26 protein-coding genes are annotated in these 26,344 nt (G+C 71.6%); 19 read left to right on the top strand and 7 right to left on the bottom strand.

The features are described from left to right. Nucleotides 1-32: 32 nt before the first annotated feature. From QMQ26_RS22775 to QMQ26_RS22765, 3 genes are all read left to right on the top strand, one after another. Nucleotides 33-215, top strand: coding sequence for a DUF6104 family protein (locus QMQ26_RS22775; protein ID WP_100836393.1), 183 nt, complete (start codon nt 33-35; stop codon nt 213-215). Nucleotides 216-444: 229 nt separating this feature from the next. Continuing rightward, a complete protein-coding gene (locus QMQ26_RS22770; RefSeq protein ID WP_100836394.1) occupies nt 445-1,338 on the top strand; it encodes a DUF4097 family beta strand repeat-containing protein in 894 nt (297 codons plus the stop codon). Then, on the top strand, nt 1,338-2,360 hold the full coding sequence (locus tag QMQ26_RS22765; RefSeq protein ID WP_100836395.1) for a PadR family transcriptional regulator: 1,023 nt from the start codon (nt 1,338-1,340) through the stop codon (nt 2,358-2,360). Before QMQ26_RS22770 ends, QMQ26_RS22765 begins: the two co-directional genes overlap by 1 nt. 70 nt (nt 2,361-2,430) lie before the next feature. Here the strand turns inward: QMQ26_RS22765 and QMQ26_RS22760 are convergent, their stop codons facing one another. Together QMQ26_RS22760 and QMQ26_RS22755 are read right to left on the bottom strand one after the other, a co-directional pair. Next, on the bottom strand, nt 2,431-3,393 hold the full coding sequence (locus QMQ26_RS22760) for a zinc-binding dehydrogenase (RefSeq protein WP_100836396.1): 963 nt from the start codon (nt 3,391-3,393) through the stop codon (nt 2,431-2,433). Between the two features lie 156 nt (nt 3,394-3,549). Further along, a complete protein-coding gene (locus QMQ26_RS22755) occupies nt 3,550-4,743 on the bottom strand; it encodes an NAD(P)-dependent malic enzyme (protein ID WP_282202521.1) in 1,194 nt (397 codons plus the stop codon). Between the two features lie 557 nt (nt 4,744-5,300). Here QMQ26_RS22755 and QMQ26_RS22750 point away from each other — a divergent pair. The 5 genes from QMQ26_RS22750 to QMQ26_RS22730 all read left to right on the top strand — a co-directional run bounded on the left by QMQ26_RS22750 (nt 5,301) and on the right by QMQ26_RS22730 (nt 9,918). Further along, the gene (locus tag QMQ26_RS22750; protein ID WP_282202520.1) at nt 5,301-6,266 is read left to right on the top strand and encodes an ABC transporter substrate-binding protein; all 966 of its coding nucleotides are present in this window, start codon (nt 5,301-5,303) and stop codon (nt 6,264-6,266) included. A gap of 279 nt (nt 6,267-6,545) precedes the next feature. Further along, entirely contained in the window at nt 6,546-7,448 is a 903-nt protein-coding gene (locus QMQ26_RS22745) for an ABC transporter substrate-binding protein (protein ID WP_282202519.1), read from the top strand. Nucleotides 7,449-7,527: 79 nt separating this feature from the next. Then, a complete protein-coding gene (locus QMQ26_RS22740) occupies nt 7,528-8,424 on the top strand; it encodes an amino acid ABC transporter permease (RefSeq protein WP_100836400.1) in 897 nt (298 codons plus the stop codon). After that, nucleotides 8,421-9,209: an amino acid ABC transporter ATP-binding protein gene (locus QMQ26_RS22735; RefSeq protein WP_100836401.1), complete on the top strand. Its 789-nt coding sequence runs from the start codon at nt 8,421-8,423 to the stop codon at nt 9,207-9,209. Before QMQ26_RS22740 ends, QMQ26_RS22735 begins: the two co-directional genes overlap by 4 nt. 121 nt (nt 9,210-9,330) lie before the next feature. Then, nucleotides 9,331-9,918, top strand: a complete 588-nt coding sequence (locus QMQ26_RS22730; RefSeq protein WP_282202518.1) for a CGNR zinc finger domain-containing protein — start codon at nt 9,331-9,333, stop codon at nt 9,916-9,918. A 7-nt stretch (nt 9,919-9,925) separates the two neighbouring features. Here the strand turns inward: QMQ26_RS22730 and sodX are convergent, their stop codons facing one another. Then, the gene (gene sodX, locus QMQ26_RS22725) at nt 9,926-10,348 is read right to left on the bottom strand and encodes a nickel-type superoxide dismutase maturation protease (RefSeq protein WP_404813939.1); all 423 of its coding nucleotides are present in this window, start codon (nt 10,346-10,348) and stop codon (nt 9,926-9,928) included. Nucleotides 10,349-10,452: 104 nt separating this feature from the next. Here sodX and sodN point away from each other — a divergent pair, with 104 nt between their 5' ends. The 6 genes from sodN (at nt 10,453) to QMQ26_RS22695 (ending at nt 14,596) form a co-directional block, all read left to right on the top strand. Continuing rightward, nucleotides 10,453-10,848 carry a superoxide dismutase, Ni gene (gene sodN / locus QMQ26_RS22720; protein WP_030457790.1) on the top strand — a complete coding sequence of 132 codons (396 nt, stop codon included), beginning with the start codon at nt 10,453-10,455 and terminating at the stop codon, nt 10,846-10,848. Nucleotides 10,849-10,973: 125 nt separating this feature from the next. Then, complete coding sequence (locus tag QMQ26_RS22715; RefSeq protein WP_100836403.1) at nt 10,974-11,321, top strand: GntR family transcriptional regulator; 348 nt, start codon at nt 10,974-10,976, stop codon at nt 11,319-11,321. Continuing rightward, nucleotides 11,318-12,340, top strand: coding sequence for a DUF1648 domain-containing protein (locus tag QMQ26_RS22710; RefSeq protein WP_282202517.1), 1,023 nt, complete (start codon nt 11,318-11,320; stop codon nt 12,338-12,340). The genes QMQ26_RS22715 and QMQ26_RS22710 overlap by 4 nt, the downstream gene beginning before the upstream one ends. Nucleotides 12,341-12,492: 152 nt before the next feature. Next, nucleotides 12,493-12,984 carry a GNAT family N-acetyltransferase gene (locus tag QMQ26_RS22705; protein ID WP_100836404.1) on the top strand — a complete coding sequence of 164 codons (492 nt, stop codon included), beginning with the start codon at nt 12,493-12,495 and terminating at the stop codon, nt 12,982-12,984. 168 nt (nt 12,985-13,152) lie between these two features. Beyond that, nucleotides 13,153-13,566 carry an ATP-binding protein gene (locus QMQ26_RS22700; protein WP_100836405.1) on the top strand — a complete coding sequence of 138 codons (414 nt, stop codon included), beginning with the start codon at nt 13,153-13,155 and terminating at the stop codon, nt 13,564-13,566. Nucleotides 13,567-13,705: 139 nt separating this feature from the next. Then, on the top strand, nt 13,706-14,596 hold the full coding sequence (locus tag QMQ26_RS22695; RefSeq protein WP_282202516.1) for an RNA polymerase sigma factor SigF: 891 nt from the start codon (nt 13,706-13,708) through the stop codon (nt 14,594-14,596). 165 nt (nt 14,597-14,761) lie between these two features. On the opposite strand, the gene QMQ26_RS22690 is transcribed toward QMQ26_RS22695, so the two are convergent. After that, complete coding sequence (locus QMQ26_RS22690; protein WP_282202515.1) at nt 14,762-15,187, bottom strand: hypothetical protein; 426 nt, start codon at nt 15,185-15,187, stop codon at nt 14,762-14,764. A 51-nt stretch (nt 15,188-15,238) separates the two neighbouring features. Here QMQ26_RS22690 and QMQ26_RS22685 point away from each other — a divergent pair, with 51 nt between their 5' ends. Then, nucleotides 15,239-16,210: a diacylglycerol/lipid kinase family protein gene (locus QMQ26_RS22685; RefSeq protein WP_100836407.1), complete on the top strand. Its 972-nt coding sequence runs from the start codon at nt 15,239-15,241 to the stop codon at nt 16,208-16,210. A gap of 343 nt (nt 16,211-16,553) precedes the next feature. Then, nucleotides 16,554-16,805, top strand: a complete 252-nt coding sequence (locus QMQ26_RS22680; RefSeq protein ID WP_014138019.1) for a WhiB family transcriptional regulator — start codon at nt 16,554-16,556, stop codon at nt 16,803-16,805. A 367-nt stretch (nt 16,806-17,172) separates the two neighbouring features. On the opposite strand, the gene QMQ26_RS22675 is transcribed toward QMQ26_RS22680, so the two are convergent. The 3 genes from QMQ26_RS22675 to QMQ26_RS22665 form a co-directional block, all read right to left on the bottom strand. Beyond that, entirely contained in the window at nt 17,173-18,693 is a 1,521-nt protein-coding gene (locus QMQ26_RS22675; RefSeq protein WP_100836408.1) for a sensor histidine kinase, read from the bottom strand. Between the two features lie 377 nt (nt 18,694-19,070). After that, a complete protein-coding gene (locus QMQ26_RS22670) occupies nt 19,071-20,129 on the bottom strand; it encodes an SIS domain-containing protein (protein ID WP_100836409.1) in 1,059 nt (352 codons plus the stop codon). Between the two features lie 234 nt (nt 20,130-20,363). Further along, nucleotides 20,364-21,668: an extracellular solute-binding protein gene (locus QMQ26_RS22665; RefSeq protein WP_282202514.1), complete on the bottom strand. Its 1,305-nt coding sequence runs from the start codon at nt 21,666-21,668 to the stop codon at nt 20,364-20,366. A gap of 1,296 nt (nt 21,669-22,964) precedes the next feature. Here QMQ26_RS22665 and QMQ26_RS22660 point away from each other — a divergent pair. The 3 genes from QMQ26_RS22660 to QMQ26_RS22650 all read left to right on the top strand — a co-directional run bounded on the left by QMQ26_RS22660 (nt 22,965) and on the right by QMQ26_RS22650 (nt 26,331). Beyond that, the gene (locus tag QMQ26_RS22660) at nt 22,965-24,260 is read left to right on the top strand and encodes an extracellular solute-binding protein (protein ID WP_282202513.1); all 1,296 of its coding nucleotides are present in this window, start codon (nt 22,965-22,967) and stop codon (nt 24,258-24,260) included. 164 nt (nt 24,261-24,424) lie between these two features. Further along, on the top strand, nt 24,425-25,414 hold the full coding sequence (locus QMQ26_RS22655) for a carbohydrate ABC transporter permease (protein WP_282202512.1): 990 nt from the start codon (nt 24,425-24,427) through the stop codon (nt 25,412-25,414). Further along, nucleotides 25,411-26,331 (top strand): carbohydrate ABC transporter permease, encoded by a 921-nt coding sequence (locus QMQ26_RS22650; protein WP_100836412.1) that lies wholly within the window; start codon nt 25,411-25,413, stop codon nt 26,329-26,331. Before QMQ26_RS22655 ends, QMQ26_RS22650 begins: the two co-directional genes overlap by 4 nt. Nucleotides 26,332-26,344: the final 13 nt, after the last annotated feature.

Below are 26,344 nucleotides of genomic sequence, written 5' to 3'. Positions count from 1 at the left end.
CCTGGAACCACCCACCCCCGGAGCGAACCACCGTGTACTTCACCGACCGCGGCATCGAGGAGTTGGAGAGCCGGCGAGGCGAGGAGGAGGTCACCTTCGAGTGGCTGGCCGAGCGCCTGCGGGAGTTCGTGGACCTGAACCCGGACTTCGAGGTGCCGGTGGAGCGGCTGGCCACCTGGCTGGCCCGGCTGGACGACGAGGACGACGAGGAGTGAACGGCTGACGGGACGTCAGCAGCACGGCCCGGGAGGCGAGTTCGCCCCCCGGGCCGTTCGCGTTCCCGGAGCCCGGGACGGGGCCGCCCCGGAGTCCGGCTCGGGGTCGGCTCGGGGTGCGCTCCGGGTCGGGGTGGGGGCCGGAGCGCCTTGACTTCCGCGCCACGCGATATATCGTGAATAACAGGACGACGCGATACATCGCGTATGGGAGGACGGGGAGTCGGACATGACGCAGTGGACGGTAGACAGCACTCAGCAGATCGCCTTCGACGAGAGCGTGCACACCCTGCACGTGCGGGTCGTCGACGGCACCGTGAACGTGGTCCCCACCGAGGGGCCCGCCCGGCTGGAGGTGGCCCGGCTGGAGGGTGAGCCGCTCCAGGTCGTCCTGGAGGACGGCGTGCTCACCGTCACCTACAAGGACCTCAGCTGGGGCGAGTTCGGCGAGGCCGTGAAGTCGGTGCAGACGGTCAAGTCCTTCTTCTCCGGGCTGCGCCGCAAGCGCAGCGCCGACCTGACGGTCGCGGTCCCGGCCGCCGCCGTGGTCCGGGTCGGCACCGTCTCCGCCGACGCCACCATCTCCGGCATCGCGGGCGAGGTCGGCGTGCACGGCGCCAGCGGCGCCACCACGCTGGCCGGGCTGACCGGCCTGGTCAGCGCCAACACCGTCTCGGGGGACGTGGACGCCGAGGGCCTGTCCGGCCAGCTGAAGGTCAACACGGTCTCCGGCGCGGTCACCCTGGTGGCCGGCTCCGCGACGAAGATCCGCGCCCACTCGGTCTCCGGCGCCGTCACCCTGGACCTGGACGCCGCCACCCCCACCGACATCGGCGTGAACACCGTCTCCGGCGCGGTCGGCGTCCGGCTGCCCGCCCTCGCCGACGCCAAGGTCGAGGCCGGCACCACCAGCGGGACGCTCTCCAGCGCCTTCGCCGAGCTGAGCGTCGGCGGCGGCTGGGGCTCCAAGAAGCTCTCCGGCCAGCTCGGCACCGGCCGCGGCCGCCTCGCGGTGACCACCGTCACCGGCGCGGTCACCGTCCAGCGCCGCCCCGAGGCCGAGGAGGAGCACCCGGCCAAGGAACTGTCGGCGGCCCCGCTCGACCTGACCAAGGAGTCCTGATGACACCGGTGTTCGGCCACGGGCGGCTGCGCCTCTACCTGTTGAAGCTGCTCGACGAGAGCCCCCGGCACGGCTACGAGGTGATCCGCCTGCTGGAGGAGCGCTTCCACGGCCTGTACGCGCCCTCCGCGGGCACCGTCTACCCCCGGCTGGCCAAGCTGGAGGCGGAGGGCCTGGTCAGCCACACCACCGAGGGCGGCCGCAAGGTCTACCGGCTCACCGACCAGGGCCGGGCCGAGCTCGCCTCCCGCGCGGCCGAGTTGACCGACCTGGAGGCCGAGATCCACGACTCGGTCGGCCAGCTCGCCGGAGCCATCCGGCAGGACGTCCGGGACAACGCCAAGGACCTGCGCGCCGAGCTGTGGAACCAGGCCGCCGCCGAACCCGGCGCCTCCTCGACCGGCACCCCCTGGCGCGACCAGGAGTCCTGGCAGCGGGCCAAGGAGGAGTTCGCCCGGCTCAAGGCCGAGACCAAGGAGCAGGCCCGGCGGGCCAAGGAGCAGGAGAAGGCCGCCCGGCAGCAGGCCAAGGCCGCCGAGGCCGAGTCCCGGCGGCTGCGCGAGCAGTCCAGGGCCGCCCGCACCGCCGCCCAGCAGGAGGCGCTGCGGCTCAAGCGCCGGATCGAGGAGCAGGTCCGGGCCGCCCGCACCGCCGCGGGCGGCGACTGGTCGGCCGGCCTGGCCGAGGGCCTGGCCGAACTCACCCGCGGCCTCGGCTCGTTGGCGGACGCCGCGCGCTGGGGCAGCCCCGAGGAGCCGTCCGTCCGGATCGACCTGGACAAGGACGCCCCGGCGGACGCGACCGGCCCGGCCGACGCCGCCGGCACCGCTGCCGCCGCCGAGCTGCCCGACTGGGCCCGCACCGACCCGGACGGCGACCCGGCCCGCGAGCTGGAGCGCCTGCTCGACCGGTTCCGCGACCACGTCCGGGACACCGCCCGCGACCGGGGCGTCGACGCCGCCCGGCTGGCCCGCGCCCAGCAGGCGCTGGCCGCCGCCGCCCGCGCCCTGTACGGGCGTTAGTCCCGCACCGGAGACCCGGAGCGCCCCCCGAGGACGGGTCGGGGGGCGCTCCGCCGCGTCCGTCCCCGGGTCAGGGGGTGAGCACCAGCTTGCCGAACACGTCCCCGCGCTCCAGCCGGGCGAACGCCTCCCGGGCCCCGGCCAGCGGCAGCACCGAGTCGATCACCGGCCGCACCCCGGTGTGGGCGCACAGCGCCAGCAGGCCGGCCAGTTCCTCCTTGGTGCCCATGGTCGAGCCGACCACCTTCAGTTCCAGGAAGAAGATCCGGTTCAGTTCGGCGGCCTTCGGGTTCGGTCCGCTGGTCGCCCCGGAGATCACGACGGTGCCGCCCGGGCGCAGCGACTTCACCGAGTGCGACCAGGTCGCCGCGCCGACCGTCTCCATCACCGCGTCCACCCGCTCCGGCAGCCGGGCGCCGCTCTCGAACGCCGCGTCCGCGCCGAGCTCCACCGCCCGGGCCCGCTTGGCCTCGTCCCGTCCGGTGACCCACACCCGCAGCCCGGCCGCCTTGGCCAGCACCACCAGCGCCGTGGACACCCCGCCGCCGGCGCCCTGCACCAGCACCGTGTCGCCGGGCTTCACGCCCGCGTTGGTGAACAGCATCCGGTAGGCGGTCAGCCAGGCGGTCGGCAGGCAGGCCGCCTGTTCGAAGCTGAGTTCCGCCGGCTTGGGCAGCAGGTTCCAGGTCGGCACCGCGACGCGCTGGGCGAAGGTGCCCTGGTAGCGCTCGGTCAGGATCGAGCGCGGCTCGTGCGGGCCCACCCCGTGGCCGCTCTGGCCGACCACCGAGTGGATCACCACCTCGTTGCCGTCCTCGTCGACGCCCGCCGCGTCGCACCCCAGCACCATCGGCAGCCGCTCGGCGGGCAGGCCCACCCCGCGCAGCGACCACAGGTCGTGGTGGTTCAGCGTGGCGGCCCGGACCGTCACCACGCTCCAGCCGGGGCGGGCCTCCGGTTCGGGCACCTCGCCCAGTTCCAGTGCGCTCAGCGGGTCGTCGGGACTGATGCGGGCGGCGTAGGCAGCGAACATGCCCGGACCCTAGCCGGGCGGCGCCCCGCGCGTTAACCACGACTCACTGTGAACGTCCCCATATTGCTTTTCCGGGGCGGCCGTTGTCCGCGCACGGCACCGGGGCCCGCCCCCGGACGAGTCCTCGGGCGGGCCCCGGTGCCGTGCGATCCGCGGTCAGAGCCGGGCGAGCCCCTCCGCCCGCGCCGCCTCGGCGACCGCGCGGGTGACCGCGGGGGCGACCCGCTCGTCGAAGGGCGACGGGATGACCTTCTGCGGCGTCAGCTCGTCGGCGACGACGCCCGCCAGGGCCTGCGCCGCGGCGAGCTTCATGCCCTCGGAGATCCGGCTGGCCCGGACCGAGAGCGCGCCGGCGAAGATGCCCGGGAAGGCCAGCACGTTGTTGATCTGGTTCGGGAAGTCGGAGCGCCCGGTGGCGACCACCGCCGCGTACCGGTGGGCCACCTCGGGGTGGATCTCCGGGGTGGGGTTGGCCATCGCGAAGACGAAGCAGCCGGGCGCCATGGTGGCGACGACGTCCTCGGGGACGGTGCCGCCGGAGACGCCGATGAACACGTCCGCGCCCGCCAGCGCGTCGGCCAGGCTGCCCGTGCGGCCGGTGCGGTTGGTGAGCGCCGCGATCTCGGCCTTGACGTCGGTGAGGTCCTCGCGGCCCTGGTGGACCACGCCCCGGCGGTCGCAGACCGCGACGTCGCCGATGCCGGCGGCGAGCAGCATCTTGGCGATCGCGATGCCGGCCGCGCCCGCGCCGGAGATGACCGCGCGCAGGTCGCCGACCTGACGGCCGGTCACCTTGGCGGCGTTCCACAGCGCGGCGGTGGTGACGATCGCGGTGCCGTGCTGGTCGTCGTGGAAGACCGGGATGTCCAGCCGCTCCTGGAGCCGCCGCTCGATCTCGAAGCAGCGCGGGGCGGAGATGTCCTCCAGGTTGACGCCGCCGAAGGACGGCGCGAGCCGGACCACGGTCTCGACGATCTCGTCGACGCCGGTGCAGTCCAGCGCGATCGGCACCGCGTCGACGCCGCCGAACTGCTTGAACAGGATGGCCTTGCCCTCCATCACGGGCAGCGAGGCCGCGGGGCCGATGTCGCCGAGGCCGAGCACCGCGGTGCCGTCGGTGACGACGGCGACGGTGTTGGACTTCCAGGTGTAGTCGTTGACCAGGGCGGGCTGTTGGGCGATGGCGGTGCAGACCCGGGCCACGCCCGGGGTGTAGGCGAGCGACAGGTCCTCCGCGTCGCGGACCGGGACGGTCGCCCGGATCTCCATCTTGCCGCCGCGGTGGAGCGCGAAGACGGCGTCGACCGGGTCGTCAGTGCTCTGGGTGTCGGTGATGATCTCCGCTGCCACAATGACCTCTTCGTCATATCAGCGAAGGCGCGCGTCCGACGGACTTCGGCCCGGCCGCGCGGCAATGCGCGAATCCGGGTACGCCGCCTGTGGCGTACCCGTGTCCGGGTCGGGGCGCTGCCGTCGGCGGCGCCCTCGGGGTGAGGGTGTTAGGTGTTCTGCGCTTGTGGTCCGGGCCCGGTACCGCACCTGTGCCGGGTCCTTCTTGTCCGCGTGGCCCCCGAAGCGAGGGGTCCGCAGGGCACTCGCAGGAGTGAACGCAGACACGGAGGGGAGCTGGCGCCTTCGGATACGGAGCCGGTGACGGCTTCCGTTCCTGGGCACCCCGGCCCTGTGGCGAACCGGCGGTCTGAGTTCTGCGTCGGGGGTCACCCGATACCAGATTCTGACACACCCGCTACCTGCTCCATCAGGTCGGGATGGCAGTATCCGGTGTTCGACCACCGTTGTCCGGACGTTCCCGCGCACGTCGGGCCGCGTCCTGCCCCGTCGCACCCGGTCGCGCACACCAGCGCGCGGCGGCGGGGGCCCGCTCCCTCTCCCACAGGAGGACCAAGATGTCGACGGCCACTCGCCCCGTCAGATCCGGCACCGGCGCCGGAAGCCGGACCACCACCGCGCACCGGGCCGGCGCCCTCACCGCCGCCGCGGTGACCGGTTCACTGCTGCTGACCGGCTGCGGCTCCGGCTCCTCGTCGGGCGCCACCGCCGCGCCGTCCGACCTGCACGGCCGGCTGCCCGCCCCGGTCCGCTCCGCGGGGGTGCTGCGGATCGGCGCGGACCTGACGTACGCGCCGATCGGCTTCAAGGCGGACGGCAACAGGCCGGACGGCCTGGACGTGGACCTGGCCCACGCGCTGGGGGACGTGCTGGGCGTGCAGGTGCAGTTCAGCGACGTGCCGTTCGACCGGCTGCGGCTGGGGCTGCAGGCCCACGAGTACGACCTGGTGATGTCGGGCATGACCGACAACACCCAGCGCCGGGACGGCACCGACGACCAGGCCCGCAAGATCAACGACGGCCTGGACTTCGTGGACTACTTCGTCACCGGCACCTCGATCGTGGTGGCCAAGGGCAACCCGCAGAAGGTCTCCTCGCTGGACGACCTGTGCGGGCGGACGGTCGCGCTGCAGCGCGAGACCGTCCAGTCGGTGATGATGGAGCGCCAGGCCGGGGCCTGCGAGAAGACCGGCAAGAAGCTGACGGTGACCGAGACCGAGACGGACGACCAGGCCCTGGCGCTGGTGGCCCAGGGCCGGGCGACCGCGGACCTGAACGACTCCCCGGTGGCGGCGCACGCGGTGAAGAACGGGCGGGCCGGCGCGCAGTTCCAGGTGGCGGGCGAGCAGCTGCAGATGGCGCCGTACGGGATCGCGTTCGCCAAGGAGGACACCGCGCTGCGGGACGCCGTGGCGGAGGCGCTGAACCAGCTGATCCGGAACGGGGTGTACGACAAGGTGCTGGCGAAGTGGGGCCTGTCCGAGGGCGCGGTGCAGAGCGCCGTGGTGAACGGCAGCTTCTAGACCGCCGGGCCGGCCGCCCGACCGCTCGGTCACCCGGTGCATGACTATGCACCGGGTGACATGAACGGGAGAAATATCCGGATACCGGACAGTCGGCAGTCCTGTTATCCGATTTTGACCTGCCGCAGGCACTTATTTCCCGCCCACAGTGGCAGGATTCCCCCCACATCGGAACCACCTGTCACCTCGGCGGAGGGTGACGAGCACCGTCCCACGCCGTACCGCGCCGTCCCACCCGCAGCGCGGCACCCCGTCCGGTCCCCAAGAGGAGATCCCCCCATGCCCGCTGCCCGTAACCCGCGCCTCCGGCCGCTCACCGCGGCCGCCGTCCTCGCGGCCGGCTCCCTGCTCCTCACCGCGTGCGGGAGCGGCGGAAGCGGTTCCGCCGGCGGCGCCGGCACCTCGGCACCTCTCTACGGCAAGCTTCCCGCCGAGATCCAGAAGGCCGGTGTCATCAAGGTCGGCTCGGAGGTCGCCTACGCCCCCGTGGAGTACAAGCAGGGCGAGAAGACCGTCGGCATCGACCCCGACCTGGCGGACGCGCTCGGCAAGCAGCTGGGCGTCAAGTTCCAGATCCAGGACGCCGGGTTCGACACCCTGATCACCTCCCTCAGCACCAAGCGGATCGACCTGATCATGTCCGCGATGACGGACAACCAGGAGCGTCAGGGCAAGGGCGTCGAGTTCGTCGACTACTTCCGGGCCGGCACCTCGATCCTGACCCAGAAGGGCAACCCGAAGGGCATCCACTCGCTCGACGACCTGTGCGGCCAGACGGTCGCCCTGCAGAAGGCGACCGTCAACGAGGACGCCGCGAAGGCCCAGTCCGACAAGTGCACCGCGGCGGGCAAGAGCGCGATCACCATCCAGGGGTACGAGCACGACGGCGAGGCCCTGCTCAAGCTGAAGTCCGGTGCCGCCGTCGCCGACCTCAACGACTACCCGGTGGCCGCCTACAACGCGCAGACGTCGGGCGGCGGCAAGGACTTCGAGGTCGTCGGCGAGCAGATCGACCCGGGCCTCTACGGCATAGGCGTGGCCAAGGACAACACCCAGCTCCGCGACGCGATCAAGGCCGGCCTGGAAGCCCTCATCGCCAACGGCGAGTACGCCAAGATCCTCGACAAGTACAACGTGAAGCTCGGTGCGGTCAGTTCCGTGACCGTCAACGGCGGTTCCTGACCCGCGCCCGGGTGGGCACCCGACGGTGCCCACCCGGCGGGCCCCCGCAAACCGCCGTCCGCCCGAGAGGCTCTTTCCCATGACGTCTGTCACAACCGATGCCGACGAGATCCCTGCCGAGCACACGATCAAGGCGATCCCGGTGCGTCACTACGGCCGGTGGGTGTCGGCCGTCGTCGTGCTCCTCCTCCTGGCCGCGCTGATCGCGGCGTTCGCCGGGGCCGACATCCAGTGGTCCATCACCGGCGACAACCTCTTCACCTCGGCATCGGTCTCGGGGGCGTGGCACACCCTGCTGATCAGTGTCTGCGCGATGGCCCTGGGCCTGCTGCTCGGCGTGGTCGCCGCAGTGATGCGGCTGTCGCAGAACCCCGTCACCTCGTCGGTGGCGTGGGGGTACATCTGGCTCTTCCGCGGCACCCCGGTCCTGGTCCAGCTGCTGATCTGGTGGAACCTCGCGCTGGTCTTCCCGACCGTGTTCGGCGTCTCGACGAACACCCTGGTCACGCCCTTCGTCGCCGCGCTCCTCGGCCTCGGCATCAACGAGGGCGCGTACATGGCCGAGATCGTCCGGGCCGGCATCCAGTCCGTGGACGAGGGCCAGACCGAAGCGGCGCACGCGCTCGGCCTCTCCCGGGCCAAGACCATGCGGCGCGTCGTCCTCCCCCAGGCCATGCGCGTCATCGTTCCTCCCACGGGCAACGAGTTCATCAACATGCTGAAGACCTCGTCGCTCGCGTACGTGGTCACCTACGGCGAGCTCATGACCAAGGCCAAGGACGTCTACACGAACAACCTGGCGGTCATGGAGCTGCTCTTCGTCACCTGCTTCTGGTACCTGGTGCTCACCACGGTCTTCAGCGTCGGCCAGTACTACCTGGAGCGCTACTACGCGAAGGGCTCCACCCGGACGCTGCCACCGACTCCGCTGCAGAAGATCAAGACGAACCTGCTCTCCCTTGGGCGTGCGCGATGACCGATTTCCAGAAGCCCGCTTCCGGCCAGGTCCTGGTCAAGGCCGAAGGGGTCCGCAAGTCCTACGGCGCGCTCGAAGTCCTCAAGGGCATCGACCTGGAGGTCCGCACCGGTGAGGTGTTCTGCCTCGTCGGCCCGTCCGGCTCCGGCAAGTCGACGTTCCTCCGGTGCATCAACCACCTGGAGAAGATCAACGCCGGCCGGCTGTCGGTCGACGGCCACCTGGTCGGGTACCGCGAGAAGGGCGGCCGGCTCTACGAGCTGAAGGACAGCGAGGTCGCGCTCCAGCGCCGCGACATCGGCATGGTCTTCCAGCGCTTCAACCTCTTCCCGCACATGACGGTGCTGGAGAACATCATCGAGGCCCCCGTCCAGGTCAAGGGCGCGGGGAAGGCGGCGGCGAAGGAGCAGGCCCGCGAACTGCTGGCCCGGGTCGGACTGGCCGACAAGGCCGACAACTACCCCGCGCAGCTCTCGGGCGGCCAGCAGCAGCGCGTCGCCATCGCCCGCGCCCTCGCGATGGAACCCAAGCTCATGCTCTTCGACGAGCCGACCTCCGCGCTCGACCCGGAGTTGGTGGGCGACGTGCTGGACGTCATGCGGCAGCTCGCACAGGACGGAATGACCATGATCGTGGTCACGCACGAGATGGCGTTCGCCCGCGAGGTCGGTGACGCTCTGGTCTTCATGGACGGCGGCGTGGTCGTGGAGTCCGGCCACCCCCGCGACGTGCTCACGAACCCGCAGCACGACCGCACGAAGGCCTTCCTGTCGAGGGTTCTCTGAGACACGGCGGACACACCCGGCGAGGTCCCGCTCCGTAGTTCCGGAGCGGGACCTCGCCGCGTCCGGGGGTGTAATACCCTGAAGGCAGCATGCCCGTTACACCTGCACCGGAAGGACCCCCGTGGAGCTCGCCTCCTACGCCGACTTCGCCGTCCGGCTGGTCAACAGCGAGGAACCCGGCCGCGGCACCGACGACCTCACCTCGGTGGACGCCGTCCGGGCCCTGTTCGGCGCGCCGTCCCGGGCCGCCGCGCTGGCCGACGAGTCCGACCTGCCCCGGCTGCGCGCCGTGCGCACCCGGCTGCGCGGGGTGTTCGAGGCCGCCGCGGACGGCGAGGACGTCCGGGCGGTCGACCTGCTGAACAGCCTGATGGTGGAGTACCCCGTCAGCCCGCTGGTCTCCGGCCACGACGACCTGGACGACACCGGCCGCCCCCACTGGCACCTGCACCTGGCCGACAACGCGCCCACCGCCGCCGCCAACTACGCCGCCGTCGCCTGCATGGGCCTGGCCATCCACCTCACCGGCCTGGGCGTCGACCGGCTCGGCATCTGCCAGGCCACGCCCTGCCGCAACGCCTACCTGGACACCTCGACCAACCGCTCCCGCCGCTACTGCTCCGACCGGTGCGCCACCCGGGCCAACGTGGCCGCCTACCGGGCCCGCAAGCGCCAGGAGGCCCAGCGCGCGCCGGCCGCCCAGGGCTGAGCCGCCGTCAGAGCCGGTCCTCGAACGGGACGCCGACGCCCAGCCGTTCCGCCAGCCGCGGCACCCGCCCGCGCAGCGCCCGCCCACGCAGCGCCCGCTCCAGCCGCCGCCCCGGCGCCAGCCAGGCCGGCCGCGGGGCCAGCCGCAGCAGCACCCGGCCGAGCACCAACTCGTCCGGCACCGCGCCGTATTCGCGGCTGTCGGTGCGCACCAGCGGGTTGTCGGAGAGCATCCACCACCCGCCCGGACGGCGCTCCGCCGCCCGCTTGACCACCAGCAGGTCGTGCTGGAGCGGGTGCCGGAACAGCGCGATCGCCCCGGGCCGCAGCGGCGCGCCGTAGCGCACCAGCACCCGGTCGCCGTCGGAGAGCAGCCGGCGCATCGACGGGCCGGCGACGTCGACGAGGCCGAACGGTGTCCCATATCGCACGATTCGCACTCCTTCTTTTGCCCTAGGCCCCCGGGGCGACCGCGATTTCGGCCTGCCGTGAGGGTAATGTCGGGCGCGGGAAGACGATCTAAGGAAGGACCCCCATGTTCTCTCGTCTGTTTGCTCCGCGAGTCACCGCCCACGCCCACTGCGACCTGCCGTGCGGCGTGTACGACCCGGCCCAGGCCCGCATCGAGGCCGAGTCGGTGAAGGCCACTCAGGAGAAGTACCAGGCCAACGAGGACGCCGAGTTCCGGGCTCGCGCCATCGTCATCAAGGAGGAGCGCGCCGAGCTGGTCAAGCACCACCTCTCGGTGCTGCACACCGACTACTTCAAGGCCCCGCACTTCGAGGCCTACCCGGGCCTGCACGACCTGTTCAACCGTGCCGGCAAGGCCGCCTCGGCCGCCAAGGCGTCCACCGACCCGGCCACCGGCCAGGCCCTGCTGGACCTGATCGCCGAGATCGACGCGATCTTCTGGGAGACCAAGAAGGCCTGACCCCGGGTCAGCCCTCGCCGGCACCCGGCCGCCCCACCAGGGGCGGCCGGGTGCTTCGCGTTTCCGGGACCGAGAGGGCCCGGCGGGCCCCGATTCGAGCCAATGGTGCTATCTTCATTAGCACCATGCTGCTGAGACTGGACACCAAGGACACCCGGCCCCTGCACGAGCAGGTCGCCGCCGCCGTCCGCCGTGCCGTGGCCGAGGGCGAGTGCCGCCCGGGCGACCGGCTGCCCTCCGCGCGCGACCTCGCGCAGGCGCTCGACCTGAACGTCAACACCGTGCTGCGCGCCCTGCGCGACCTGCGCGACGACGGCCTGCTGGAGTTCCGCCGGGGCCGGGGCGTGACCGTCGCGAGCGGCGCGGAGCAGCGCTCCGGGCTGCTGGAGCAGGCCCGCGCGCTGGTCGCGGAGGCCGCCCGGGCTGGGTACAGCAGGGCCGAACTCGTCGAGATGATCAGGGGGATACCGTGAGCGAGCAGCGGAGCGCACACCGGGACGGCCTGCGGTGGCCCGCGGTCCGGCCTGCGGTCCGGCCGGCGGTCTGGACGGCGGGCACCGCGGTGCTGACCGCCGTCCTCCCGCTGGGCGCGGCCGGGCGGCTGCCGGAGCGGATGGCCACCCACTGGAGGAGCAGCACCGCGGACGGCTCGCTGCCGTTCTGGGCGGCCTGCCTGGTCCCGGCGCTGATCTGGGCGGTGCTGGGCGCGCTGGGCCTGCTGGGCCTGTCCCTGCTGGACCGGCACCGGGGCGACCCGCTCGCCCGGCTCTGGCTGCTGGTCTGCCTGGCGGCGGGCGGCGTGCTGTTCCCGGGCGTGCAGGCCACCCTGGTCCGGGCCAACCTCGACCGCGCCGACTGGCACGGGGCCGGGCTGCCGCTCGGCTGGTTCCTCGGCACCCTGGCGGCGGCGCTGCTGACCGGCGCGGCGGCGTGGTTGCTGGGCCGCCACCGGCTGTCCGCCCGGCGGGTGCCCCCGGCCCCGGCCGGGCCGGTGCTCGAACTCCCGGACGGCGAGCGCCTGGTGTGGCTCTCCCGGACCGCCAACCCGTGGCTGCGGGCGCTGGCGGCGCTCTGCGGCCTGGCCGCGGCGGCGGTCCTGCTGGGCGCCGGGACCGGCCTGCTCGCGGCGCGGCCGGGCTGGACGGTGTTCGGGGTGCTCGCCCTGACCGCGCTGACCGTCGGGGCCTGCTCCTCGGTGCGGGTGCGGGTCTCGACGGCCGGCCTGGAGGTGGCGCTGGGCCCGCTCGGCCTGCCCACCCGCCGCTGGCCGCTGGCCGAGCTGGAGTCGGCCCGGGTCGAGCGCCGGGGCGCGGCGCAGGTCGGCGGCTGGGGCTACCGGCTGAGCGGCCGCGGCACCACGGTGATGCTGCGGGCCGGCGAGTGCCTGGTGGTCCGGGTCCGGGCCACCGGCCACGACTTCGCGGTCAGCGTCGACGACGCCGAGCGCGGCGCCGCCCTGCTGAACGCGCTGCGCGCCCGGCAGTCCGCCTGAGCCCCCGCCCCGTCCCTCTCCCCTGCCCCTCCGCTTGGCCCTCTCCCTGCCCCTCCGCCGCGGCGGCACCGTCCGGGCACCGTTTCCGGCGGTGCCGTCCAGGGCATAAAGCCCTTTCCGGAGGGAGGGGTGAGATGAGTACGCTCGACCGTATGATCCGCACCGCGACCCCCGCCGACATCCCCTTCGTCCACGCCATGATCCGCGAGCTCGCCGAGTACGAGCGGGCGCTGCCCGAGGCGAAGGCCACCGAGGAGCAACTGCACGACGCGCTGTTCGGCGAGCACCCGGCGGTGTTCGGCCTGATCGCCGAGTCCGACGACCCGGAGGACGCGGGCGAGCCGGTCGGCTTCGCCCTCTGGTTCCGCAACTTCTCGACCTGGCGCGGCACCCACGGCATCTACCTGGAAGACCTGTACGTCCGCCCGCACAAGCGTGGCGGCGGCCACGGCAAGGCGCTGCTGACCGAGCTGGCCCGGATCTGCGTGGAGCGCGGCTACCAGCGCCTGGAGTGGTCGGTGCTGGACTGGAACGAGCCCTCGATCGGTTTCTACAAGTCGCTCGGCGCGGTGCCGATGGACGAGTGGACGGTCTTCCGGCTCACCGACGGCGCGCTCGCCGCGCTCGGCTCCGGCCCGCGCTGAGCGCGAGCCCGTTCGAACCGTGGTCCCCCGTTCCCGTGACGGTACGGCGAGATCACGACAGACCACCCCCGGGCGCGGTAACGTCTCGGGGCACAAGGCAGTTGAACCGAGCCAGTGGTGTTGGCAGCTCCCCGGCCGCAAGCACCGTGCGTCACCCAGGAGGTGAGGGTGTCCCAGATCGACGGCGAGCCCGGAGTGAAGGACTTCGTTGAGGTCCGGCTGCCCGCGGCGGGCGCCTACCTCTCGGTGCTGCGGACGGCGACGGCCGGCCTCGCGGCACGGCTGGACTTCACCCTGGACGAGATCGAGGATCTCCGGATCGCGGTGGACGAGGCCTGCGCCATCCTGCTCCAACAGGCCGTCCCCGGCTCGATCCTGAGCTGCGAGTTCCGCCTGGTGGGAGACGCGCTGCGGGTCACCGTGTCCGCCCCGACCACCGACGGCCGGGCCCCGGAGCGGGACACCTTCGCCTGGACGGTGCTCTCCGCGCTGGCCGGCGAGGTCGACTCGACGGTCGGCTCGGACAACACGGTCTCCATCAGCCTGCACAAGAAGCGCGGCGGGTCGCCGGGCCAGCCGTAGGTAGTGACGTGTTCTCGGAACGGAACGGGTGATCGCCGTGAGTGATCTGGACCGCACAGTTGCCGTCGTACCGCCGCAGGCGAGCGTCGCCCGCACCGCCACCCCTGACGAAGAAGCCCTCCCGAAGGACTCCCACCGGATGAGCCAGCCGACCGATCCGAAGCCCGAGCGGCCCGAGGCGGTGCCCGCGGTCGAGCCCGCGGCGGGCGGTGGTCCGGCGGCGGCCGCCGAGGCCGTCCGCTCGACCGTCCCGGCGCAGGGGCACCGCAGCGGCGCCCCGGACCGCGAGGCGGCCCGGGCGCTGTTCGTCCGGCTGTCCGAGCTGCCGGAGGGGTCGGCGGAGCGGGTGGAGATCCGCAACCAGCTGGTCCGGATGCACATCCCGCTGGTGGAGCACCTGGCCCGCCGCTTCCGCAACCGCGGCGAGCCGCTGGACGACCTGACCCAGGTCGCCACCATCGGCCTGATCAAGTCGGTGGACCGGTTCGACCACGAGCGCGGGGTGGAGTTCTCCACGTACGCGACGCCCACCATCGTCGGCGAGATCAAGCGGCACTTCCGCGACAAGGGCTGGGCGGTGCGGGTGCCGCGCCGCCTCCAGGAGCTGCGGCTGTCGCTGACCACGGCGACCAGCGAGCTGTCCCAGCGGCACGGCCGGTCGCCGACGGTGCACGAGCTGGCCGAGCACCTGGGCATCTCCGAGGAGGACGTGCTGGAGGGCCTGGAGTCCGCCAACGCGTACTCCACGCTCTCGCTGGACGTGCCGGACAGCGACGACGAGTCGCCGGCCGTCGCGGACACCCTGGGGGCCACCGACGAGGCGCTGGAGGGCGTCGAGTACCGCGAGTCGCTGAAGCCGCTGCTGGCCCAACTCCCGCCCCGGGAGCAGAAGATCCTGGTGCTGCGGTTCTTCCGGAACATGACCCAGTCGCAGATCGCGGCCGAGGTCGGCATCTCCCAGATGCACGTCTCCCGGCTGCTGGCCCGCACCCTGGCGCAGCTGCGCGAGAAGCTGCTGGTCGAGGAGTAGGCAGCGGGCGCCCCGCCGCGCCCGCGCGCCCGACGGAGGCCCCGCGCGCCCGCCCGAGCCTCCGCACGCCCCCGTACGACGCCGCAGGGCCCGCCCCCACCCGGGGACGGGCCCTGCCGGTCGTGACGGGCCGGGGCGTGCGGCCAGCGCTCGCCGGGCGTGTGCCTAGCGCTCGCCGGGCGTGCCGTAGAGCACGGCGGTGACCCGGGGGTTGAGCAGGGCGACGATGCCGGCCAGCCCGAGCAGGGCGACCGCGGCGCCGACGGCGGCCATCGCGCCGCCGGACTGCCACATGTAGTACGCGACCGGCAGGCAGATGGAGTTGGTGAGCACCGCGGGGCTGCGGCCCCAGCGCTGCCCGCGCAGCAGCGCGCGGGCGGCCAGCAGCGGCAGCAGGCCCATCAGCAGCAGGACGGCGCCGCCCAGCTCGGCGCGGCCGAAGTCGGCGTCCGCGCCGGTGAAGCCGGACAGCAGGTTGTAGACGCCCCAGCCGGCCATGGCCGCGCCCTCCAGCGCGGTGGTCACCGCGCCGACGATCAGCGGGACGGGCCGGGCGGCGGGGGTGGTGGCGGAGGCGGGTTCAGCGGTCACCGGGCCAGGGTAACGGTCGTCCCGGGTCGGGCGGGTCGTAGGCTGATCACCATGCGCGCTCTCCTGGTCGTGAACCCGAAGGCGACCACCACCAGTGGCCGGACCCGGGACGTGCTGATCCACGCCCTGCGCAGCGACCTGAAGCTGGACGTCGCCCAGACCCAGTACCGCGGCCACGCCCGGGACCTGGCGCAGCGGGCGGTCGAGGACGGCGCGGTGGACCTGGTGGTGGCCCTGGGCGGCGACGGCACGGTCAACGAGGTGGTGAACGGCCTGCTGGCGCACGGCCCGGGCGAGCGGGTGCCGCGGCTGGCGGTGGTGCCGGGCGGTTCGACCAACGTGTTCGCCCGCGCGCTGGGCCTGCCGAACGACCCGGTGGAGGCGACCGGCGCGCTGCTGGACGCGCTGGCGGAGCGCCGGGAGCGGGCGATCGGCCTGGGCAAGGCGCTGACCGACGGGGTGCCGGACCGCTGGTTCACCTTCACCGCGGGGTTCGGCTTCGACGCGGGCGTGGTCGGCCGGGTGGAGCGTCAGCGCCGGGCGGGGCGCAGATCCACGCACGCGCTCTACGTGGTCGAGGCGCTCCGGCACTACGTCACCGAGCGTGAACACCGGCGTTCCGGGCCGATCTCCCTGGAGATCAACGGCCGGGACCCGGTGCCGGGCATGGTGATGGCCATAGTCTCGAACACTTCACCGTGGACCTTTCTGGGTTCCCGTCCCGTCTTCCCGTCTCCCTCGGCTTCATTCGAAACCGACCTGGACATCTTCGGCATCACTCGAATGACGGCGTTCCGGACCGCTCGGACGGTCCGTCAGATCCTCCGTCCGCTGCCCTCGGCGGAGGGCGGTGAACGCCCGGCCGGCCCCTCCGGGAAGCACCTCGTCTCCTATCACGACGTCCGGCACTTCACCTTGGTTTCAGAGGAACCGGCCCCGTTTCAGGTCGATGGGGACCACCTTGGAGACAGGAGTCGCGTCAGTTTCACAGGCGTACGGCGGGCACTGCGTGTGATTGTGTGACCAGAAGGGGGTCGTCACCTTGCTCTCGAACGTTCGAGCCCCTTCACCCCATAGAAGTACTGCCTGTGAGGTAGGCGACACCGAAGAATCAAAAATTTCTTGCCGAAGGGGGTTGTATCCGGCTTCGAGGTTTGCGAACCTCTACATGGCGATCGGGACACACCGCAGCGGGACACCGCGGGAGAGCCCCTCGAATCGCCGAACCCCCCTCAGCACAGACCGCCCGGGCCCGATGGGCCTTAGGTCCCTTTTGCTGTTGCGGGATTCGTGAAAGCGTTCACATTCACAAGCCATTCGAGTGAGTCGCGGGCCACGGCCCGTCGACCGGAGGAGTTGGACGACCATGGACTGGCGCCACCGCGCTGTCTGCCGCGAAGAGGACCCGGAGCTGTTCTTCCCGATCGGGAACACCGGCCCTGCTCTGCTGCAGATCGAGGAAGCCAAGGCCGTGTGCCGCCGTTGTCCCGTGATGGAGCAGTGCCTGCAGTGGGCGCTCGAAACCGGCCAGGACGCCGGCGTCTGGGGCGGCATGAGCGAGGACGAGCGTCGCGCGATGAAGCGCCGCGCTGCCCGCAACCGCGCCCGCACCGCCTGATACACCCGACCACCCGCCGACTGACGCGTCGTCAGGAGCAGTCGGCAGCAGTACGGATCAACCCATGATCAAGGGTTCGGCCGCGATTGGCCGGCCGAGCCTTCCCGAACGGGCCCGCTCGATCCGCGGGGCCGACGACGCGAGCCGCCCAGGCACTTGATACTGTTCACGGAGAGCAATATCGTTGGCCTGTGGCGCTCACCGTGTGCAACGCACGGGGCGGGCGTCGCGCCACCACCAGAAGCCCCCGTTCCGGCCGACTCCCCCCGACGGCCGGACCGGGTCGAGAGGCCCTGCCGACCCACCCCCCCGGTCGGCAGGGCCTCGTTTCTGTCTCCGCCCCCGGGAGGGGGACGCCCCGCCCCCGTCAGGGGACGGGGATCTCCAGCACCACCTTGGTGCCGCCGTCCGGCGCGGCCACCATGTCGAAGCTGCCGCCGAGTTCGCCGGTGGCCAGGGTGCGGACGATCTGCAGGCCGAGGTTGCCGGCCTGCTGCGGGTCGAAGCCCTCGGGCATGCCGCGGCCGTCGTCCTGCACGGTGATCAGCAGGTACTCCTCGGGCTTCACGCCGTTGTTCCAGGTGTCCGACCAGCCCTTGCCGCCGGCCGGGGCGCGGCCGCGCAGCGCGCTGACCTCCAGGTTGCCGGAGGCGCTGGGGCCGAAGGCGTGCTCCAGGGCGTTCTGGGTCAGCTCGGTGAGGATCATCGCCAACGGGGTGGCGACCTCGGCGGACAGGATGCCGAAGGAGCCGCTGCGGCGGGCCACCACCCGGCCGTCCTGGGAGAGTTCCATCACCATCGCCAGCACCCGGTCGGCGATCTCGTCGAACGCCACCGACTCGTCCAGCGCCTGCGAGAGCGTCTCGTGCACGATGGCGATCGAGCCGACCCGGCGGACCGCCTCGTCGAGGGCGGCCCGGCCGGCCGCCGAGTCCATCCGGCGGGACTGCAGCCGCAGCAGCGCGGCGACGGTCTGCAGGTTGTTCTTCACCCGGTGGTGGATCTCCCGGATGGTGGCGTCCTTGGTCATCAACTCGCGGTCGCGGCGGCGAAGTTCGGTGACGTCCCGGCAGAGCACCAGGGAGCCGGTGGGGGTGCCCTTGGGCTTGAGCGGGATGGTGCGCAGCGTCACCACGCCGCCCTGGGCCTCGATCTCGGTCTGCCGGGGGGCCCAGCCGCTGGCCATCTTCACCAGCGCCTCGTGCACCGCGCCGCGGCTGGGCGGCACCAGTTCGGCGGTGCTGCGGCCCAGGTGACTGCCCACCAGGTCGGTGGTCAGCCCGAGCCGGTGGTAGGCGGAGAGCGCGTTGGGGCTGGCGTAGGTGACCACGCCCTCCACGTCGAGCCGGATCAGCCCGTCGCCGACCCGGGGCGCGGCGTCCATGTCGGCCTGTTCGACGCCCGGGTAGGGGAAGGTGCCGGCCGCGATCATCTGGGCCAGGTCGGAGGCGCTCTGCAGGTAGGTGAGCTCCAGTCGGCTGGGGGTGCGGACGGTCAGCAGGTTGGTGTTGCGGGCGATCACGCCGAGCACCTTGCCGTCCCGTCGCACCGGGATGGACTCCACCCGCACCGGCACCTCCTCCCGCCACTCCGGGTCGCCCTCGCGGACGATCCGCCCCTCGTCGTAGGCGGCGTCCAGCAGCGGGCGGCGGCCGCGCGGCACCAGGTGGCCGACCATGTCGTCCTGGTACGAGGTGGGGCCGGTGTTGGGCCGCATCTGGGCCACCGAGACGTAGCGGATGCCGTCCCAGGTGGGAATCCACAGCACCAGGTCGGCGAAGGACAGGTCGGAGAGCAGCTGCCACTCCGAGACCAGGAGGTGCAGCCACTCCACGTCGGCACCGGTGAGGGTGGTGTGGCGGCGGACGAGTTCGTTCAGCGAGGGCACACCGTGAGCGTATCGCCGACCGCCCTGCCGCACGTTGTCCAGACCAATTGCGGGGACCCCCTGGACAACCACAATTGGTCTAGTCCACAATGAACACGCACCAAGGAGAGGCCCTCCGCGCAACTGCCCTGACCGCGCGAGGCCCCTCCTCGGTCGGAGGCGTCGTTCGAGGGTCCCGCACAACTCTCGGACGGTCCCCGCCTCCGGCATACAGCTCCGGGCTGCGGTGCCGCACAGGTTGAGGGTCCTGTGTCGGCGCCGTGGCCCGTAGTGTTTCCCGGCCCCGGACGAGCCCCGCTCCCCGGCCCCGGACACGGCGAAGCCGCCCCCGCAGCACCTCGCGGGGGCGGCTTCGCCGTGTCTCGGCGGGTCCCGCCTCAGTGGGTCTCGGTGACCTTGGCCAGGGCGCGCGGGGCGTCCGGGTCCTGGCCGCGGGCGATGGTGACCTCGTAGGCCAGCAGCTGGAGCGGCAGGATCTCCAGGATCGGCTGGACCTCCTGGGGCACGCCGGCCGGCAGCGCGAAGCCCGCGCTGGCGGCGTCGACCTGCGCCTGCTGGCCGATCACGACCAGGTCCGCGCCACGGCCGCGCAGGCGGTCCAGGACGGGCTGCAGGGCCTCCCCGCCCTTGCCGTCCGGGACGATGGCGATGACCGGCGAGACGTTGTCGACCATGGCCAGCGGGCCGTGCAGCAGGTCGGCGCCGGAGAACGGGGAGGCCGGGATGTAGGTGGTCTCCATCAGCTTGAGCGCCGCCTCGCGGGCGGTCGGGTAGCCGTAGCCGCGCGAGGTGATGACCAGGCGCTGGGCGAAGCGGTAGCGCTCGGCCAGGTCCTTGACCTCGCCCTGGCGGGCCAGGATGCCGGCCGCCAGCTCCGGCAGCGCCTTCGCCGCGGAGCCGTCGCCGCCGCGCAGGCCCTCGACGAACAGGTACAGCGCCAGCAGCTCGGCGGTGTAGGTCTTGGTGGCGGGCAGCGCCTTCTCCGGCCCGGCCAGCACGTCGATGTGGAACTCGGAGACCTCGGCGAGCGGCGAGGCGGCGTTGTTGGTGACCGCCAGGGTGATCGCGCCGGCCTCGCGGGCCGCCTTGGTGGAGGCCACCAGGTCGGGCGAGCCGCCGGACTGGCTGACCGTGATGACCAGGCAGTCGGTGAGGTCCGGCTTGGCGCCGTACGCGGTGGTGGTGGACATCGAGGTGAGGCCGGCCGGCTTGCCGAGCAGGACCTCGATCAGGTACTTGGCGTACAGCGCCGCGTTGTCGGAGGTGCCGCGGGCGGTCAGCAGGACGAAGCGCGGGTTGCGGGCGGCGATCTGCGCGGCGATCTCACGGATCGCCGGCGCACCCTCGTCGAGGATGCGCTGCAGGACGGCCGGCTGCTCGGCCATCTCCGCCGACATGATCCTGCCGGGTACGGAAACAGTCTGCGGGTCGGACATCGGGGTGTGCCTCCGTGGAGAGATGGTTCTACCCCGTGGGGCGGGACGCCCGACGGGGACCTCTGAACGGCGGCGAGTCCGCACCCTCGCTGCGTGGAACTGTTCTGTGCCGATCCTACGTGTGACCGGGCCCCGCGGCACACTCCGTGACGGTGCGCCGGGGCCCGGTCCCGGGGACCGGGACGCCGGACCGGCGGTCGGGCGGTCCGGCGGTCCGGCGGTCCGGCGTCCCGGTCAGCCCGGGTTGTTGATCAGCTGGTCGATCTGGGCGTCGGCCTCCTTGGTGGCCTCCTCCACGCTCTTGCCCGCGAAGACCGCGTTGAGCATGTTGACCAGGATGTTCTGCTTCTCGATCGCGCCCCAGCCGGGGGCGAGCGGGGTGAACCAGGCGTCCTGCACGGCGTTGGCGGCCGCGGAGGTGGCCGGCTTGTTCTTCAGCGGGGCGAGCTGGACCAGGTTGTTCGGCAGGGTGTCCTTGTCGGCCAGCACCTGCTCGGACTTGCTGCTGGTGAACATCCGCACCCAGTCCGCGGCGGCCTCGGCGTTCTGCGACTTGGCGGTGACCGCCAGGTCGGAGCCGCCGATGAAGGAGGGCAGCGGCTTGCCGTTCGGGCCGGGCATCGCGGCGATCCTGAGCGAGTCCTGGAGCGCCGGGGTGCCGGTGATCGGCGCGGTGGCGACGCTCTGCTCCCAGCCGTTGGCGTAGATCAGCCCGGCCTTCTCGTGGCCGAGCACCTTGGCCTGGTCGGCCTCGTTGACCTTGTAGTCGCCGCTCTTGTTGTACTTCTTCACCAGGTCGACGAAGTGCTGGAGGCCCTGCTGGGACTTGGCGTCGTGCAGGGTGCCGTGCCAGTTGCCGGCCGAGTCGAACTTGGCGATCGAGCCGCCGTACGCGGTGACGTAGGACATCGCGGCGTACCAGTAGGGGCCGGGCAGGTAGAGCGAGGAGTAGCCGGCGCTGCCCTTGTACTTGGCCTGCACCTTGTCGAGGGCGGTGAGCAGGTCGTCCTCGTTCTGCGGCAGGTCGGCGGAGCCGGTGGCGTCCTGGAACATCTTCGAGTTGTAGAGGCCGATCCGGGCGCCCGCGTAGTAGGGCACGCAGTAGAGCGTCTGGTGGTAGGTGCAGGTGTCGGAGAGGCCCTTGATCCAGTTGTCGGAGTTGTCGAAGCTGCCGCGCTCCAGGGACATCAGCGAGCCGTTGACGATGTACTTCAGCGTCTCGGTGTTGCCCAGCTCGACCACGTCCGGGGCCTGGCCGGCGGCGATCGCGGCGTCCAGCTCGGAGACCTTGTTCTGCCACTCGTGGTAGCTCAGCTTGATCTGGACCTTCGGGTACTTCTGGGCGAACTCGTCGTTCACCTGCTGCACCAGCTCGGGCCAGCTCTTCTGGGCGTCGTTCATCAGCCACACGGTCACGGTGCCGGTCACGTTCTTCGCGTCGACGCCGGTCTGCGCGGGCGACGGGCCGCCGGACGAGCAGCCCGCGGCGGTGGCCAGCAGGGCAGCGGTGCTGAGCATGGCCAGTACCTGACGCTTCACGCGATCCTCCGGATGGGGTACGGGGAGGTCTGCGCAGTGGTACAGACCAGCCTTCCGGATCTTGGCCTAGACCATTTTGGGGCGTCAACGCAGGTGCGGTTTCGCACCCTGCTCGTTGTCAATCCGTTGTCTTCCTTGGCCCGGCCACGTCAACGACCGGCGGGGGCCGACCCGGGCATGACTTTAGGCTCACTTAAGGTGACCCAGGGTGAGAGGAATGGATCAAGCGGAATCCCGGGAATTCCGCTCCCCCGGTTTATCCGGCCCGGCGCCCCGGCCCCGCCCCGCCGGCCGCCGCGCGGGCGGGGCCCCGGTCCGGCCGACGGGCGGACGGAGGTGGCGCGGCCTCCGGGCGGGAGGCGGGGCGGCGGGGGACGGCGGGAGGCGGCGGACCGTCCGTCGAATACGCACGACTTCACCGGGGCGCGGGCTCGGCGCCGTCCGGCGGCCCGCCGCCGGAGGCCGGACCTGCGGCGGCGCGACCCCGGCGGCCCGGCGTCCGCCCGCGGGCGCGGCGGTGGGCGGCGCGGCGGCGGGCCCCCGCGGCCGGGGCGGGGCGCGGGCGGCCCGGCGAAAACACCGGGGACCCGCCGCCCGGAGGGTCGGCGCGGTGGCGGGCGGGCCGGCTTCCCGGGGAAATCCACGGAACTCCCGGCGGTGATTCCCGGCCCGTTATCGGCCGCGGCGGCGGGAAAGAACGGGGACGACCGGCTCCGCTATTCGCCCCGCGCCATTCGGCCGGGAAACTCCGGCGCTTTCGGGACCGCCCCTCGCGGGCGCGGGCCCGGGCCCGCGCGGGGACGGGCGCGCGGGCGCGCCGCGCGGACGGCACGCACGGCGGGACGGGCGGGAACGGTCCGCGGGGCACGCGGGTGCCGCATGGGCGCCGCGCCGATGCCCGTACCCGGGGGCGGTCTTGACATGACCTCACAGATATGCGCCACCCGTACCACCCGCCCGCCGGTCGGGCCGTCGAGGTGTCCCGATAGGTCCCGTTTCCTCCCCGACTTGGTCCAGTCCAACACAGGCGAGTCAAGCGTTGATAACGGCTTGTGCAGCGGCTCTTCGAGCCCTTGACGCTCGCCATTGGTCCATGCCAACCTCCAGGCGTTGGTCTAAACCAATGGTCTACTCCACCTCACGGATCGGCCCGCCGGCCCCGGCAGTTCGTATCCGTGTCACCCGGTGACGTTCCCCCATACGGCACAACGCAGCTCCAGGCCAGTCGGCCCAGCAGCCCGGTGCCCTACCTTGCTCATCCCTCTGGAGGATGGTTTGAACCGCAAGATCGCAGCCGTGGCCGCTATCGCCACCGTGCTCGTCGCCTCGGCCTGCTCGTCGTCTTCTTCGTCCGACAGCAAGTCGAGCGGTGACGTCCTGAGCACGGACGGCAAGGGCAAGAAGATCACCGTCTGGCTGATGGACGACGCCCAGAAGGGCTGGAACGAGGTCGTCGAGGCGGCGAAGGCCGAGTTCAAGCAGAAGACCGGCGCCGACGTCGACATCCAGTGGCAGACCTGGACCAACTACACCACCAAGCTCGACACCGCCCTGCTCTCGGGCAACGCCCCCGACGCGATCGAGGTCGGCAACACCCAGGCCGCCAAGTACATCGACGCCGAGTCCTTCGTCGACCTCACCTCGGTGAAGAGCAAGTTCGACAACTCGGACAAGTGGCTGGACTCGCTGGCCGCCTCCGGCCAGTCGCCCGACGGCTCCAAGACCTACGCCGTCCCGTACTACGCCGGTGCCCGCGTCGTGATCTACCGCAAGGACCTCTTCGAGGCCGCCGGTGTCACCCAGGCCCCGACCACCCTGGCCGAGCTGAAGGACGCCCTGACCAAGGTCAAGGCCGCCAACGCCAGCACCCCGGGCTTCTCCGCGATGTACCTGCCGGGTCAGAACTGGTACACCGCCGTCTCCTTCGGCGCCGGCACCTACGGCGTGAAGAACGTCATCGCCAAGAAGGACGGCGACAAGTGGACCAGCACCCTGGCCGACCCGAAGTTCGTTGAGGGCGTCTCCACCTGGAACGACCTGCAGAAGAACTTCTCCACCGGTGGCACCACCTCCGACGAGGCCACCCAGGACGCCCTGATGGCCAAGGGCAACATCGCCGCCATCATCGGCAACGGCTGGGAGGTCTCCTCCGTGGCCGACCCGAAGACCGGCGACCCGTCCCTGAAGGACAAGCTCGGCACCTTCGCCCTCCCGGGCGCCGCGGCCGGCAGCACCACCCCGGCCTTCCTGGGCGGCTCCGACCTGGCCGTCCCGACCAACGCCAAGAACGCCGGCCTGGGCGCGACCTTCCTGCAGATCTACACCAACACCGCGCAGCAGACCCTGCTCGCCAAGCACGCCATCCCGAACGCCAAGAACCTGGTGGACGCCTACAAGGCGGCCGACCCGGCGAACAAGGCCACCGGTGACGCGGCCCAGGGCGAGACCTGGTTCATCCCGAACACCCCGCTGTGGTCCGGCACCAACGAGACCGCGCTGAAGACCGCCTTCGGTGCGATCGCCGCCGGTGGCGACCCGGCCACCGAGCTGAAGAAGGCGAACGACGACCTTCTGAAGACCCTGAACGGCTGATCCAGCTCCAGCTGAACCGCAGGTCGGCCCGGGGAGTTCCAACGGTGCTCCCCGGACGGACCACCGCACTGAGCGCCGGATAGGGGGTGGGCAGTCCGCGATACCGCGGGCTGCCCACCCGTGCGCCAGGACCGACCAGATCCGCGGGCCCGGGAAGGACCCTGATGAGTGTGACCACCAACGAGACCGTGACCCGGTCCGAGAACCAGGGGCCTGCCCCGACGGGGAAGCCGCAGCGGCGCGGGTTCTTCGCGGCCGGCCATTACATCCCCTACACCCTGCTGCTGCCCGCGGTCGTCGTACTGGCGGGCGTTCTGGCGTACCCGCTGTACCGGCTGATCGACCTGGCCTTCCAGAACGTCAACAAGTACGCGCTGCTGGTCCACCCGGAGCGGGCGAAGTACATCGGCTTCGACGGCTTCTCGCGGGTCTTCGGCGACAGCGAGTTCTGGGAGGTCGTGCTCCGCTCGGTCTACTTCACCGCGGAGCTGGTCATCCTCTCCATGGTGCTGTCGATGGCACTGGCGCTGCTGCTCAACCGGGTCTCCAACTGGGTCCGGGTCACCGTCATCACCGTGATGATGTTCGTCTGGTCGATCCCGGCGCTGGTCAACGGCCAGGTGTTCCGCTGGCTGTTCTCCCCGCAGGGCGGCGTCGTCGACTACATCGCCTACCTGGTCACCGGCGACGAGACCTGGAAGAACTACGACTGGTTCGCCGACGCGCACGTCGGCCTCTACGTGGTCGGCGCCGCGGTGGTCATCTGGGGCGCGCTGCCCTTCCTGGTGCTGGGCCTGTACGCCGCGCTGACCCAGGTGCCCAAGGAGCTGATGGAGGCCGCCAAGCTGGACGGCGCCAACGCGTTCCAGGCGTTCCGCAACGTCACCCTGCCGGTCATCCGGCCGTTCCTGATGATCTCCACCGCGCTGAGCTTCATCTGGGACTTCCAGGTCTTCGCGCAGATCTTCGCGCTGCGCAACACCTCGCCCGAACCCGGCTACCGGACCATCGGCACCTACCTGTACATGCAGGGCATCGTCGCCTCCCGGTACAGCGAAGCCTCGGTGATCTCGATCGCCATGATCGTCATGATGCTGGCGGTTCTCGTGTACTACATCCGCCAGATGCTCAAGATCGGAGCCAACGAGCGATGACCACGGACGTCTCCACCACCGCTCCGAAGACCCAGCAGCCGCTCCCGCCGGTCAAGCGGAAGAAGGTCAAGGAGACCGAGGTCGGCCGCAGCGGCGCCATGACCTGGGTCTGGAACACCCTCGCCCTGCTCGTGGCGGTCGTGATGGCCTTCCCGATCTACTGGATGATCATCACCACGTTCAAGACGAACAAGGACCTGATCTCCAAGGACCCGACCTTCTGGCCCTCCTCGTTCTCGCTCGACAGCTACCGGACGATCTTCGACGACGACCAGTTCCTGCCCAGCCTCGGGCACACCCTGGTGCTGACCCTGGGCGCGGTCGTGCTGGGCGTCGCGGTCGGCTTCCTGGCCGCGGTCGGCGTGGCCCGGTTCAACTTCCGCGGCCGCAACTTCTTCATCGTCACCATGCTGGTGGTCCAGATGGTGCCGCTGCTGGCGATCATCATCCCGCTGTTCGTGGTGATGAACAGCCTCAACATGACCGGCGGCCTGTTCGGCGTCATCCTCGCCTACCTGGTCTTCACCGTCCCGTACGTGATCTGGACGCTGCGCTCGTTCATCGTGAACATCCCGGCGGAGCTGGACGAGGCCGCGATGGTCGACGGCTGCACCCAGTGGGGCGCGTTCTTCCGCGTCATCCTGCCGCTCACCCTGCCCGGTCTGATCACCACCTCGGTGTACAGCTGGATCCAGGCCTGGAACGAGTTCATCGTCGCCAAGACCCTGCTGGGCACCAGCGGCATGAACACCTCGATGACCTGGCTGACGTTCTACTCGACCACTCCCACCCGCGGCGCGGACTACGGCGCGCAGATGGCCGGCGGTCTGCTGGTCTCGCTGCCCGTGATCATCCTGTTCGTGTTCTTCCAGAAGAAGGTGTCGGCGGGTCTCACCGCCGGTGCGGTCAAGGGCTGAGCCCCCTTTCCCC

This window comes from Kitasatospora fiedleri (assembly GCF_948472415.1).
GTDB classification, from domain to species: Bacteria; Actinomycetota; Actinomycetes; order Streptomycetales; family Streptomycetaceae; genus Kitasatospora; species Kitasatospora fiedleri.
Note: the sequence above shows the minus strand (reverse complement) of the source record. Positions and strands in the feature narration are given on the sequence as shown.